Annotated in this window: 8 protein-coding genes; 5 read left to right on the top strand and 3 right to left on the bottom strand. The window is 69.7% G+C overall.

Annotated elements, in window-relative coordinates; all coding sequences use genetic code 11:
- Positions 1 to 190 precede the first annotated feature (190 nt).
- Positions 191 to 802, bottom strand: a complete 612-nt coding sequence (locus ACH4YL_RS28080) for an NIPSNAP family protein (protein WP_398510229.1) — start codon at positions 800 to 802, stop codon at positions 191 to 193.
- Positions 803 to 930: 128 nt separating this feature from the next.
- On the opposite strand from ACH4YL_RS28080, the gene ACH4YL_RS28075 reads away from it, so the two are divergent.
- Positions 931 to 2031, top strand: coding sequence for a M20 family metallopeptidase (locus ACH4YL_RS28075; RefSeq protein WP_398510228.1), 1101 nt, complete (start codon positions 931 to 933; stop codon positions 2029 to 2031).
- A 45-nt stretch (positions 2032 to 2076) separates the two neighbouring features.
- Here ACH4YL_RS28075 and ACH4YL_RS28070 read toward each other — a convergent pair whose 3' ends face one another.
- Entirely contained in the window at positions 2077 to 5298 is a 3222-nt protein-coding gene (locus tag ACH4YL_RS28070; protein ID WP_398510227.1) for an alpha-L-rhamnosidase, read from the bottom strand.
- Between the two features lie 276 nt (positions 5299 to 5574).
- Between ACH4YL_RS28070 and ACH4YL_RS28065 the strand changes: the two genes are divergently transcribed.
- From ACH4YL_RS28065 to ACH4YL_RS28050, 4 genes are all read left to right on the top strand, one after another.
- On the top strand, positions 5575 to 6540 hold the full coding sequence (locus tag ACH4YL_RS28065) for an aldo/keto reductase (protein ID WP_398510226.1): 966 nt from the start codon (positions 5575 to 5577) through the stop codon (positions 6538 to 6540).
- A gap of 211 nt (positions 6541 to 6751) precedes the next feature.
- Positions 6752 to 8455, top strand: a complete 1704-nt coding sequence (locus tag ACH4YL_RS28060; RefSeq protein ID WP_398510225.1) for a hypothetical protein — start codon at positions 6752 to 6754, stop codon at positions 8453 to 8455.
- A gap of 424 nt (positions 8456 to 8879) precedes the next feature.
- Positions 8880 to 10979: an elongation factor G gene (fusA, locus tag ACH4YL_RS28055; protein WP_398510224.1), complete on the top strand. Its 2100-nt coding sequence runs from the start codon at positions 8880 to 8882 to the stop codon at positions 10977 to 10979.
- A gap of 81 nt (positions 10980 to 11060) precedes the next feature.
- A complete protein-coding gene (locus ACH4YL_RS28050; protein ID WP_398510223.1) occupies positions 11061 to 11867 on the top strand; it encodes an SDR family NAD(P)-dependent oxidoreductase in 807 nt (268 codons plus the stop codon).
- Between the two features lie 23 nt (positions 11868 to 11890).
- On the opposite strand, the gene aspA is transcribed toward ACH4YL_RS28050, so the two are convergent.
- Positions 11891 to 13333, bottom strand: coding sequence for an aspartate ammonia-lyase (gene aspA, locus ACH4YL_RS28045; protein ID WP_398510222.1), 1443 nt, complete (start codon positions 13331 to 13333; stop codon positions 11891 to 11893).
- Positions 13334 to 13358 lie beyond the last annotated feature (25 nt).

Genomic DNA, 13358 nt, shown 5'->3' with positions numbered 1-13358 from the left:
CGCCCGCCGCCCCGGGGCCCCCCCCCCCCCCCGACCCCCCCCCCCCCCCCCCCCCCCCCCCCCCCCCGCCCGCCCCCCCCCCGCCCCCCGGCGCGCCCCCCCGCCCCCCCCCCCCCCCCCCCCCCCCCCCCCCCCCCCCCCTCCACCGGCTGAGCACTGGAGCGCAGTGGCAGGACGCTGCCCGGTGGTCCTAGGCCTGTCGCCTCTGAACGGGCGTCAGCCGGAGCTGCTGCGGAGCCGACTTCAGCTGGGTCGAGAGGTCCGGCAGGCGCGGTGCCTTCCCCGCCGTGAACCAGAGCAGGACATCCTCGCCGGTCCGGACCGGTAGTGCGGGGAAGGTGTTCTCCGCGTGCTCGGAGCGGTGTACCGCCTGCGCGGGGGTCCCGGCGGCGGTCAGCGCGGGGCGCAGGTGCTGCTCGAAATGGTCGGCGAAGGCCGTAGGGTCCAGGGGGTGGCAGATGGTTGCGACGACCGGCCCCGCGGTGTCCGGGGCGGCGAAGCCCGGTCCGCGCAGCAGGAGCACGTTGTCCGAGTCCACCATGGTTGCGTTGGCCCTCTCGCGATGGGCCTGCCAGACGGGGCCGCCGTAGAAGGCGTGCAGCGCCCGGGCCCGTGCCGCCATGTCCGGGAAGCTGCGTAGCCAGACGAAGCGGTCCGGGTCGTCCAGGTCCTGGAAGCGGCCGCCTACGGTGATGCCGGCCGCCTCCTGCCCGGTGACGAATTCCCGCTCGAAGAGGTCGACGAGGGTGTCCCGGGCGCCCGGGTGGAGGGTGTACTGCCGGAGTTCGACGATGACGTTCATGGCCCGGATGCTAGGGCCGGTTCACTGACATCTGCTGTCAGTGAACCGGCAGGAGTCGCAGGAGTACGCAGGCCACCGTCGGGCGGCAGGACATCTTCCTTGGGCTGCGCGCCAACTACCCTTGCAGCATGACGATGCACAAGACCGTCGATGTGAGTGTTGACGCGATGATTGACGACCTCAGGACACTCGTCGAGATCGAGTCTCCGTCGCGCGATCTCGACGCCTTGCAGGCATCGGCCAAAGCCGTCGCCGCTGTCATCGAGAGCCGCCTTGGCGGGCAGGCCGTCCTCGTGGCGAGCGAAGCCGGGCCGCACGTGCACTGGTCGGCCGGTGGCGATCCCCAGGTACTGATCCTCGGTCACCATGACACGGTGTTTCCGCTCGGCACTCTTGAGCGCCGGCCGTTCATGGTCGAAGACGGGCATGCGACCGGCCCCGGGGTCTTCGACATGCTTGGCGGGTTGGTGCAGGCCGTTCATGGCCTGGCGACGCTCGATGACCGGTCGGGCGTCGAGATCCTGGTGACCGCCGACGAAGAGGTTGGCTCCCGCTCTTCTCGAGCTCTCATCGAAGAACGAGCCCTCGCGTGCGGCGCTGTTCTTGTGGTCGAGGGTGCCGCTGATGGCGGAGCTCTGAAGACCGGCCGTAAAGGCTGCGGGACGTTCCAAGTCTCTGTCGCGGGCCGGGCGTCGCACGCAGGTCTTGAGCCCGAGGCCGGGGTCAACGCCCTGATCGAAGCATCACACCAGGTACTGGACATCGCCGCGCTCGGCCGGCCCGAAATCGGCACGACGGTCACCCCGACCGTCGCGTCTGCGGGAACGTTGGACAACGTCGTTCCCGCAGAAGCGACCGTCATCGTCGATGTCCGGGTCGAGTCAGCCGTCGAGAAAGAACGCATCGAAGCTGCGTTTGCGGCACTGGCCCCGCACCTCGATGGGGCCGAGATCGCGGTTCAGGGAGCTGTCAGTCGACCCCCGATGCCTGAGTCGGCGTCGGCCGGGCTCTTTGCGGTGGCCAAGCAACTCCTTCCTGACCTCGACGGCAAGGCGGTCGGCGGCGGAAGCGACGGCAACTTCACGGCCGCACTGGGAGTGCCAACACTCGATGGCCTTGGCGCAGTTGGGGGCGGCGCCCACGCCGACCACGAGTGGCTGGTGGTCGACGCCATGGCCGAGCGGGCGAACCTGGTTGCCGGACTGGTGAACGCGATTCGCAACACCTAGGAGAGCGCCGGCTCCCATCGGGTTGCGGTGTCATCGGCGCGGCCGTCACGAAGGGTGCGTCTGAGTTGGTCGGCCGGCGAAGCGGTGCGTCCCCGAGCCCACGGCGAAGACAGCGCAGCCGTCCTGTGCGCGCAGGAACTTCGCGCCCTCATGGGTGACGTGCTCCGGGGCGGCGGCGGGGATCCAGACCTCCGCCGTGGTGTTGGCGGGCAGGGTGAGAGCGAGCCGGAATCCTACGGAGTCCGTCTTCCAGTGTGTGGTGATCGGGCCGCGGACCGAGTCGAAGCGGCCGCGTGCTTCGGTGACTTCGCTGCCCGGTCGCGGCCGGACGAGCACCTTCTCGAAGCCTGGTGCGGCCGGTGCGATCCCGGCGAGATGGGCGTACATCCACTCGCCCACCGAGCCGTACGCGTAGTGGTTGAAGGAGTTCATGTCGGCGCTCTGGAAGCTGCCGTCCGGCTTGATGGAGTCCCAGCGCTCCCACATGGTGGTCGCGCCCCGGTCGATCTGGTAGCCCCAGCTGGGGAAGGACCGCTGGAGCAGGAGCCGGTGGGCGATGTCGGTGTGGCCGGTCGCGGTGAGCACGGGCAGCAGGCGCGGTGTGCCGAGGAAGCCGGTCGACAGATGCCAGTCCTTGGCCCTGATCAGCTCCACGAGACGGTCGGCGGCCGGACCTCGGTCGGTCTCGGCGAGCAGATCCATCGACAGGGCCAGGACGCACGCGGTCTGCGTATCGCCCTTCACCCGCCCGCCGGCGCTGACATACGCCCGCCGGAACGCGTCCCGCACACTTCCGAACAGCGACTGGTACGGGGCCGGATCCTTCCCCAGCGCCTGCGCGATCCGGGCCACCAGATCGGCGCTGTGCGCGAAATAGGCGGTGCCGATGACGTCCTTGGGTGTCTCGTCCTGGACGTTGAGCCAGTCCCCGTAGCCCGTGGCAGGCCGCAGATAGCCGCTGCTGTGCGTCCGAAGGTAGTCGAGCCACTTCAGCATCGACTCCCAGGACTGTTCGAGGACCCGTACGTCGCCGTACGCCTGGTACAGCGCCCAGGGCACGGTCACCCCGGCGTCCCCCCATCCCGCCACGCCCTTGCCGAGCGGGCTGATGAACGGCGCCACATCGGGGAACGCGCCGTCCGCCGACTGCCCGTCACGCAGATCCTGCAGCCACTTGGTGAGGAACCGGGCCGACTCCATCGTGTACGCCGCGGTCGGCGCGAAGACGTTGATGTCGCCGGTCCAGCCGAGCCGCTCGTCGCGAGCCGGGGTGTCGGTGGGGACGGACAGGAAGTTGCCGCGCTGCCCCCAGGTGATGTTGCTGTGCAGCTGGTTGAGCATCGGGACATTCGTCTCGAAGTCCATGGTGAACGGCGCCGACGTGTGGATGACATGTCCCACCACCGCGGCCAGCGGCGGCCTGCCCGGGTATCCGGTCACCTCGACATAGCGGAAGCCGTGGAAGGTGAAACGCGGCTCGTAGGTCTCCTGGCCGCCGCCTTTGAGGATGTATGTGTCCGTGGCGCGGGCCGAGCGCAGATTCGCGGTGTAGAGCGTGCCGTCGGGGTTCAGCACCTCCGCGTGGCGCAGCCGTACCGCCGTACCGGCACTGCCGGAGACGGTTAGCCGGACCGTTCCGACCATGTTCTGGCCGAGATCGAAGACGAAGACTCCGGGTTTCGGCTCGGTCACCTTCCGGGCGGGCAGCTCACCTGCCACGCGGGAGGCGCCGCCCGCCTCGGCCACCAGGGACGCGGTCACCTTGTCGACGGCGTCGGCCGCCGGCCAGTGCGCGTCGTCGAACCCGGGGCGCGTCCAGCCGGCGGTCTCGAGCCGGGCGTCGTACTCCTCGCCCGCCATCAGGTCGGCGCTCGTCACCGGCCCGGTGGTGGTGCGCCAGTCGGTGCCGGTCCCGATCCGTTCGGTGGTGCCGTCGGTGTACGTCACCTCCAGCTGGGCGAGCAGTGCGGGCCGTTCGCCGTACTGATGCGGCCCGAACCACGCGATCGTGCCGGCGTACCAGCCGGCCGCGAGCGTCACCGCCAGGGCGTTGGCGCCGGACGTGAGGAGCCGGGTCACGTCGTACGTCTGGTACTGCACCCGCTTGTGGTAGTCGGTCCAGCCGGGGGCGAGTCGGTCCTCGCTGACCCGCTTGCCGTTCAGGTGTGCCTCGTACAGGCCAAGCGCAGTGGAGTAGAGCCGGGCCCGTGCCACCGGTTTGCGCCGGAGGCGGAACTCATTGCGCAGCTGGACGGCGGGGGAGTGGCTGGGGGAGACCTTGCCCCAGGGGCCCGCGCCCCACTTGGCCAGCACCTTGGCGGCGGGCCACTCGCGGTCGTCGAAGTCGGTGGACCGCCAGTCTGCGGACGGTTCCTTGTCGGCGGCCTTCCACGAGGCGTCGGTGACCCATGTGCGGCTGCCGCCCGCGGTGGTCAGTTCCAGGATGCCGAGCAGACCGGCTGGACCTGTCGAGGCATTGGTGGCCGTGACCGCCAGCACGGCCGGCCCCGGACGCAAGTGGGCGGTGACATCGACCAGGACGGGGCGCCGCCAGTTCTCCGCCGGGCCGTCGGCGTCGGTGTGCGCGATGCGGGTGCCGTTCACATGGGCCGTGAAGCCGTCGTCCGCGGTCATGACCAGACGGGCGCGGGTCACCCCTTCCGGTATCTCGACGGTGCCGCGGAACCAACGGGTGGCGGCGGGAGCGCTGTTCGCGGGATCGCCTTCGGGGAACCAGATCCAGGACGCGGTGTCCAGGGCGGGCGTGCCCACCAGCGTCGCGGGTGCGCCGATCCATCGCGCCGACCAGTCCTCCGCGGTGGTGAGACCCGTCTCCCACCAGGAGGGCTCACTCCATTCGGAGACCCGGTCCGAGGTGTCCCAGGCCCGCACCTGCCAGTGGTAGCGCGTACGCGACTTCAGTGCGGGACCCGCATAGGGGACCAGAACCGATTCCGGCGACGTGACCTTCCCGCTGTCCCACACATCGGGCGCGTTGAGGCGGTCGCGGGCTGTCGCCACTCGCACCTGATAGGCGCTCTGCGCCTGACCCTCCTGGTCCGATGCCAGGGGCCAACTCAGCCTGGGGCGCGGCACGTCCAGGCCGAGCGGGTGCTGCACGTACTCGACGGACGGAACGGTGACGCGCAGCGTCTTCGCGGTCCGGGCTCTTGCGGCGGGGGTCGCGGCGGCGGGTGTCGCCTGTGGGAGAGCGGTTGCCAGGGCGGCCGTGGCGGTGGTGCTGAGCAGTCGTCTTCTGCTGATCACAACTCGGCTCCGTAACGACTCGACGATGAATCGTTTCACGCGAGGGGAAGTTAGGGCCGCCGAGGATTGATGTCAAGAGGCCTCGGTGCGCATCGAGTTGATGGGTGGCAAGTATCTGGATTCATTGAAATGAACTGAAACCATTCACGATTGATCGATGCGGTCCGACGGGCGCAAAACCCACGGGCCCCCCGCGGCCGAAGTCGCTTATCGTCAACGTGATTTCCGGGGCCGGCCGGCTTGACCCGGACGAGAACCACGACATGGAGGCGAACTGTGCGCTATCGCAAGCTGGGACGCAGTGGATTGTCCGTGTCCGAGATCGGTTACGGCGCGTGGGGCATCGGCGAGTCCGCCTGGGTGGGCGCCACGGAGGACGAATCCGTACGAGCCCTGCACCGTGCGATCGACCTCGGCGTGAACTTCATCGACACCGCACGCGGCTACGGCGAGAGCGAGCGGATCGTCGGCCGGGTCGTCCGCGAGCGGGCCGGCGACGAGGTGCGTGTCGCGACCAAAGTGCCGCCGAAGAACCGCGTATGGCCGGCGCCCGAAGGCCTGGACCCCGCCGAGACGTTCCCCGGCGCGCACATCCGCGAAAGCCTGGAGACCAGTCTGCGCACCAGCGGCCTCGACCACTTCGACGTACTGCAGTTCCACGTCTGGAGCGATGACTGGGTCGGCCGCGGCGACTGGCTGGAGACGATCGCCGAACTGAAACAGGAGGGAAAGATCCGCCTGTTCGGTGTCTCCATCAACGACCACCAGCCCGACAACGCACTCGCACTCGTCCGCAGCGGCGCCGTGGACAGCGTGCAGGTCATCTACAACATGTTTGACCAGGCGCCCGCCGACGCGCTGCTGCCGGCCTGTGAGCAGCACGGCGTCGGTGTCATCGTGCGCGTGGCGCTGGACGAGGGCGGCCTCACCGGTCGGATTACCGCAGGCACGACGTTCCCCGAGGGCGACTTCCGCAGCCGCTACTTCCGCGGTGACCGCCCGGCGCAGGTCGAGGAGCGAGTGGGCGCGATCGTCGCCGACCTCGGCATCGCCCACGATGCGATGGCTGAAAACGCGTTGCGGTTCGTGCTGAGTTCGCCCGCGGTCTCCACCGTCATCCCCGGCATGCGCACCGTACGCAACGTCGAGCGCAACACGGCCGTGAGCGACGGGCGTCCGCTCACCGCCGACCAGCTCGCCGTGCTGGCCAAGCACCGGTGGCAGCGCAACTTCTACAGCTGACCGGCGGGAGCGCCATGGCTGCCGGAGGGCGACGTTCACCGGCTCTTCGGGCTCGGGTCTGTTTCCGGTCATCCGCGCGTACAACCTCATGGGCGGGCGGAGTGTCCAACTTGCGAGGACCAGCGCCTGACGGGCCGCCGCGGACCCGCCCGCCCCTACCGGGGGCCGGCGGCCGAGGTCAGTGGCCCGGCGCCGTCGGAGAGGCCGGATCATGAGACCGAGACTGACCGCCGGGGCGGCGCGCGCCGCTCTGGCCGGGTGTGCCGCGATGCTGCTTGGCCTGGGCCTGGCCGCCGCGCCGCCCTCCGCCGCCGCCCCCACACCCAGCCCCACACCCGCCCCCGCCCCCGCCCCGGAGGGCTCCTTCGCGGTCTACGCGCCGCCGAAGCACGAGGTGGCCCGCGCCGGCGCAGTACCCAACGACGCCCGGTTCAAGGATGTCCAGATCCAGTTCATCAACGCCCGCCCCCAGCAGGATCTGGTGAAGGACGTCGAGCTGGTGATCGACACCACCGGTGCCAAGGATGTCGCGGAGTTCCGCTTCGCGCCGGACTGTGTCGTGGCGGGGACGGTCGCCACCTGCCCGGTCGGCGATGTCGAGGTGCGCTGGAACGCCGAGCCCAACGTCACGTACTCCTACAAGGTCCGCGCCAAGGCCGGCGCGGCGAACGGCGCCACGGGAAAGGTCACGTACACCGCCCGCTCGGCCAACACCCCGCTCGGGAGCGAGAGCGAGCTCACGACGGCCGTCACGGTCACCGAGGCCGCCGACCTGATACTGACGCCGCCGGCGCAGTACCGGATCCGGGTGCCGGCCGGCGGCAGCGTCCCGTTGCCGCTGGAGGTGTCCAACGCGGGCAGCCAGACCGTGCCGCGCACCTATCTGGCGATCTGGGGCTTCGACGGCGACAACCGGGCGGAGCTGCTCGGCAGCTACACCAACTGCTGGTACCAGACCCGTGACCCCAAGAACGCCAAGTCCCCGAAGGTGGGGGCCGTGTGCCTGCTGGACACTCCGCTCCCTGCCGACTCGCAGCGGCACGTACTGTCCCCGCCGCTGAAGATCGGCATGGGCAAGTACGAGGAGTTCAGCAGGCTGGAGTACCTGGTCCTGCCGTACGTCCCGGAGCAGCCCCGCGGCGTGCGCGGCACCTCGGGCGTACTGAAGCTCGTGCCCAAGCCGCAGCCGAAGGCTGCGCAGGCCGCCCCGCCGCCGCGCGAGGTCGACGGCTCCGACAACTCCGTGATCGTTGCGTTCGACACGGGTCAGGTGGCCGATCTGGCGGCTGCGGGCGCGACCGTCAAGACGCGTGTCGGCGAGCGGTTCACTGCCGTCGTCGGAGTGACGAACCGGGGCCGGGCGACGTATCGCGGCCCCGGGGAGGCCGTGATGGTCGAGATCCCGCGCGGACTGAAGGTGGTGGGGTTCGACAAGCGGTGCAAGGCGGTGCCCAACACCTGGCACTGGGAGAACTACACGGACCCCACGTTCGGTGACGGTCCTGATGATGACGCTCCCGTCCCTACGGGCGCGCTGTACCGGTGCAGGGTGCCCGGAGAACTGATGCCGGGCATCAAGCCCGTGCTCGGCTTCACGCTCACGGCTGCGCGGACGCTCGACGCAGCGCGGGGAGTGGTGTTCCTCAGTGAGGGGAGGGCGGCTCCCGGGCGGAACAACCTCGGCTTCCTGACGGTCACCGCTACTGCGGCCGTCGGCGGCACCGGCGGAGGTGGTACGGAGACGTCCGGAGGCTCCGGTGCGGCCGGTGGAACTGGGGGCGTGACCCCCAGCGGCTCCGGTGACCTCGCGGGGACCGGGTCGGGCTCGACGGTTCCCGTCGCGCTCGCCGCGATCGGGGCGACTGGGCTGGGCGTGATCGTGATCGTCGTCGCAAGGAGACGCCGACGTACCTGACCCACCACACGGCCGGAGCCTTTCCTCGGGTACTGAACGGCTCGTCTGTCCGCGGAAATTAATCGTTTCCCGGCTGCCGCCGCGTTCACTACACTCACCGCATATCGCGCGCTGCGACGAACTCGCAGCGCGCGCCGTGACGAGTAGAGGGGAGCCCGGCCGTGCGTTACCGCACCGATGTCGTTGTTCCCTCGTCACGGTACGAGGTGATCCTGGTGTCTTCGTACGTCCGGTGCCCGCTGCGCGGCCGGTACCGGATGTCCGTGACGAGCATCTGACCCCTGTCTGCCCGGTGTTGACTCAGCCTCTCGGGAATTCCCGATGAGGTCGCACCGCATGAGGGGTTTCACATGGCCTGACCACAGGCCGTTTCGTCCGGCAATCGCGCTGCCCCCTTCGGGACCACCCTGAAAGGCCATGCGCCGTGCGTACCAACCTCAACCGTCATCTCACCCGTCAGCTGACCGCCGTCCGCAACCTGGGCATCCTTGCCCACGTCGACGCCGGCAAGACCACCGTCACCGAACGGATCCTGTACGTCACCGGGACCACCTACAAACGTGGAGAGGTCCATGACGGAACGACCGTCACCGACTTCGACTCCCAGGAGCGCGATCGTGGAATCACCATCTTCGCCGCGGCGGTGAGCTGCGACTGGAACGGTCACCGGGTCAATCTGATCGACACCCCGGGTCACGTCGACTTCTCCGACGAGGTGGAACGTTCGCTGCGGGTCCTCGACGGCGCCATCGCGGTGTTCGACGCCGTCGCGGGAGTGGAACCGCAGAGCGAGTCGGTGTGGCGGCAGGCCGATCGGCACGGTGTGCCGCGAATCGCCTTCGTCAACAAGCTGGACCGCGCCGGTGCCGACCTCGACACGGCGGTCGACTCGATCCGGGAACGGTTGCATCCGGCCCCTCTGGTGGTCCAGTTGCCGATCGGCAGCGAGGACGGCTTCACCGGAGTGGTGGATCTGCTGCGCATGCGGTCCCTGGTGTGGGCCGACGGCCGCGACACGTTCGACGAGGGCCCGGTGCCGGACGGTCTCCGCGAGGAGGCACAGCGTCGGCGTCGGCAGCTGGAGGAGGCGGTTGCGGAACTCCACCCGCTGGCGCTGGAGGAGTTCTGTGCCCATTCGACTGTCTCCGCGCAGACTCTCGCGGCGGCGTTGCGCGACCTGACCCGTACCGGTGAAGGCGTGGTGGTGCTGTGTGGTTCGGCCTACCGCAACCGCGGTATCGAGCCGCTGCTGGAGGCCGTGGTGGACTACCTGCCCTCTCCGCTGGACGTGCCTGCCGTACGCGGCACACAGGACGGCACGGAGCAGGAGCGGGCCGCCGACCCGGCGGCGCCGTTCGCCGCGCTGGTGTTCAAGGTGAACTCGACCGCCACGGGCCGGCTGACGTACCTGCGGGTCTATTCGGGAACCATCGAAAAGGGAGAGGCGGTGACGGACGTGGGCGCGCGGCGCACCGAGCGGATCAGCCGGATCCTGCGGGTCCAGGCCGACCGGCACGAAGAGGTGGACCGGGCGGTCGCCGGTGACATCGTCGCGGTGATCGGGCCGAAGGCCGCCCGCGCGGGTGCCACCTTGTGCGTCCCGTCGGATCCGCTGGTTCTCGAACCGCCGACCGTCGCCGATCCGGTCGTCTCGGTCGCGGTCGAGGCCCGCAGGAGCACCGACAGCGACCGGCTTGTGTCGGCACTGGTGCGGCTGGTCGAGGAGGATCCTTCACTGGTGGTGCGGACCGACCCCGAGACGGGGCAGACCGTGCTGTCGGGTATGGGCGAGCTGCATCTCGAGGTGGCGGTGGAGAAGATCCGCCGCGCCCACGGGCTGGATGTCGGCGTCGGCCGGCCGAGGGTCTCCTACCGGGAGACCGTCGGCCGCGGGGTGTCCGGCTTCATGTACCGGCACGTCAAACAGGACGGCGGCGCCGGTCAGTTCGCCCATGTCGTGCTCGACACCGAGCCGCTGGAGCTGCTGGAATCTGCGACTGACGGCAGCGACGGGGACTTTGTGTTCCGGTCGACCGTCGTGGGCGGACGGGTGCCGCAGGAGTACGTCCGGGCCGTCGAGGCCGGTTGCCGGGACGCTCTGGCCGAAGGACCTCTCGGCGGTCATCCGGTGACCGGGCTGCGGGTGACGCTGACCGACGGGGCGACCCACTCCAAGGACTCCTCGGAGATGGCGTTCCGAACGGCCGGCCGGCTCGCGCTGCGGGAGGCACTGCGCGCCTGCGCGATGGTCCTCCTGGAGCCGGTGGTCGAGGTCACGGTCACCGTGCCCGACGACGCGGTGGGCGGCGTGCTCGGTGACCTGGCGGCACGGCGCGGCCGCGTGTCGGGCTCGGTCGCCAGGCAAGGCACAACGGTCATCACCGCGACCGTGCCGCTGGCCGAACTGTTCGGCTATGCGACCCGGCTGCGCAGCCGGACCCAGGGCCGCGGGACCTTCACCACTCGGCCCACCGGCTATGCCCCGGCGCCGAGTTCGGCGTCCAGTGGAGTACCGGTCCACTAGTGGTCCGGTAGCCGCATGATGGCCCCGCCCGTACGCGGGCGGGGCCATTCCCGTCGCGCTCTGTGTGCGTATGCTCGCCCGATGACCGGACAAGAGATCGAACAGGGGAGCCACCAGCGCCTGCTCGCGGGCAAGGTGGCGATGATCACGGGTGCGTCCAGTGGCATCGGAGAGGCCGCGGCGCGACTCTTCGCCGAAGAGGGTGCCGCCGTGGTCCTGATGGCCCGCCGCGAGGAGAGGCTACGGGCCGTGGCCGAGGAGATCACCGCAAACGGCGGCCGGGCGCTGGCCGTTGCGGGCGACGTCTCCGTCTCCGCCGATGTCCGCCGCGTGGTCGAGGCCGCCGTCGAGCACTTCGGCGGCCTCGACTCCGCCTTCAACAACGCGGGATACGCCACGATCGAGACCTCACTGCACGAGACGGACGACGAGGTCTACGACCGCACGATGGACGTCAACGTCCGCGGAGTGTGGAACTGCATGAAGCATCAGCTGCCCGTGATGCTGGAGTCGGGCAGGGGCGGCTCGGTGGTCAACACCAGCAGTACGGCGGGCCGTTACGCCACAGGAGCGTCCGTTCCGTACGTCGCGGCCAAGCACGCGATCCTCGGGATCACCCGCGCCGCGGCCTCCGAGTACGGCGAACGCGGCATCCGCGTCAACGCGCTCGTCGTGGGCACAACCCGCAGCGAGATGATCGACGAGGTGGTACGGCAACTGCCTCACCTGGAGCAGGCATTCATCGCCCCGCAGATCCAGAAGCGCATGGCAACGCCACTTGAGATCGCCGAGGCGGCCGCCTGGCTGTGCAGCGACCGTGCCTCGTTCGTCACGGGCGTGGCCATGCCCGTGGACGGGGGTATCTCGGCCCAGGCGAAGGCCGGTTGAATCCCCGTCGGAGCCTCCGACGGTCAGACGGCGAGCACACCCACCGTCGCGGCCTGGAGATGCGGGCGGGCGAGATTGTCCGGACGAAGGATGAACTCGAGCTCGTCCTTGGTCAGCAGGCCCTTGTCGAGGACGAGTTCATGGACGCTCCGGCCCGTCCTGAGGGCTTCCTGGGCGACGGCGGTGGCCTGCTCGTAGCCGATGTGCGGGTTCAGCGCGGTCGCCAGGCCGATGGAGTGGGCGACGAGGTGGGCGAGGTGTTCCCGGTTGGCGGTGATGCCGGTGACACACCGCTCGGCGAGGGTCATGCAGCCGGCCCTCAGGTGCGTCAGACTCTTCAGCAGGCTGTGGGCGATGACCGGCTCGAAGGCGTTGAGCTGGAGCTGGCCCGCTTCGGCGGCCATGGTTACGGTCATGTCGTTGCCGATGACCTCGAACGCGATCTGGTTGACGACCTCGGGAACGACAGGGTTCACCTTGCCGGGCATGATGCTCGAACCGGCCTGCACCGGAGGCAGGTTGATCTCGGCGAAGCCCGCGCGCGGTCCGCAGGAGAGCAGCCTGAGGTCGTTGCAGGTCTTGGAGAGCTTGACGGCTATCCGCTTCAGCACTCCTGACAGCTGGACGAACGCGCCGGCGTCCTGGGTTGCTTCGACGAGGTCGTGTGCGACCGACAGCGGAAGTCCGGTGATGGCGCGCAGGTGCTGGGAGGCCCGTGCCGCGTATTCGGGGTGGGCGTTGAGGCCGGTGCCGATGGCGGTGCCACCCAGGTTGATCTCGCGGATCAACTCGCAGGCCTCGGACAGGCGCTTGTGGTCCTCTTCCAGCATGACGGCGTACGTGGCGAACTCCTGGCCCAAAGTCATGGGCACCGCGTCCTGCAGCTGGGTACGGCCCATCTTCAGGACGTCCGCGAACTCCTCGGCCTTTGCGGCGAAGGCGCGGCGGAGAACCTCCATGGCGTCCAGCAGGCGCTGGGCGGTGAAGTCGAGAGCGATCTTGACGGCGGTCGGGTAGACGTCGTTGGTGCTCTGTCCCGCGTTGACGTCCTCGAGCGGGTGCAGGCCGGTGTACTCGCCCTTGCGGTGGCCGAGGAGCTCCAGGGCGCGGTTGGCGATGACCTCGTTGGCGTTCATGTTCGTCGAGGTGCCCGCGCCGCCCTGGATCACGTCGACCACGAACTCGCCGTGGAGCTTCCCGGCGCGGATCTCCTCGCAGGCGCTCACGATCGCGGCTGCCTTGCGGCTGTCCAGCAGGCCGAGGTCGCGGTTGGCGAGGGCAGCCGCCTGCTTGACGCAGGCGAGGGCGTTGAGGAGTTCGGGGTAGGCCGAGATGGGGGTGCCGGTGATGGGGAAGTTCTGCACCGCCCGCAGGGTGTGGATGCCGTAGTAGGCGTCGGCGGGGACGTCCAGGTCACCGAGCAGATCGTGCTCGGCGCGGACCTCGGGGTGCAGGTGCGTGGCCATGGAGGTGTGGACTCCTGTCAGATAC

This window comes from Streptomyces sp. NPDC020681, from assembly GCF_044334895.1.
Lineage (GTDB): Bacteria > Actinomycetota > Actinomycetes > Streptomycetales > Streptomycetaceae > Streptomyces.
This window is presented reverse-complemented; position numbering and strand designations above follow the sequence as displayed.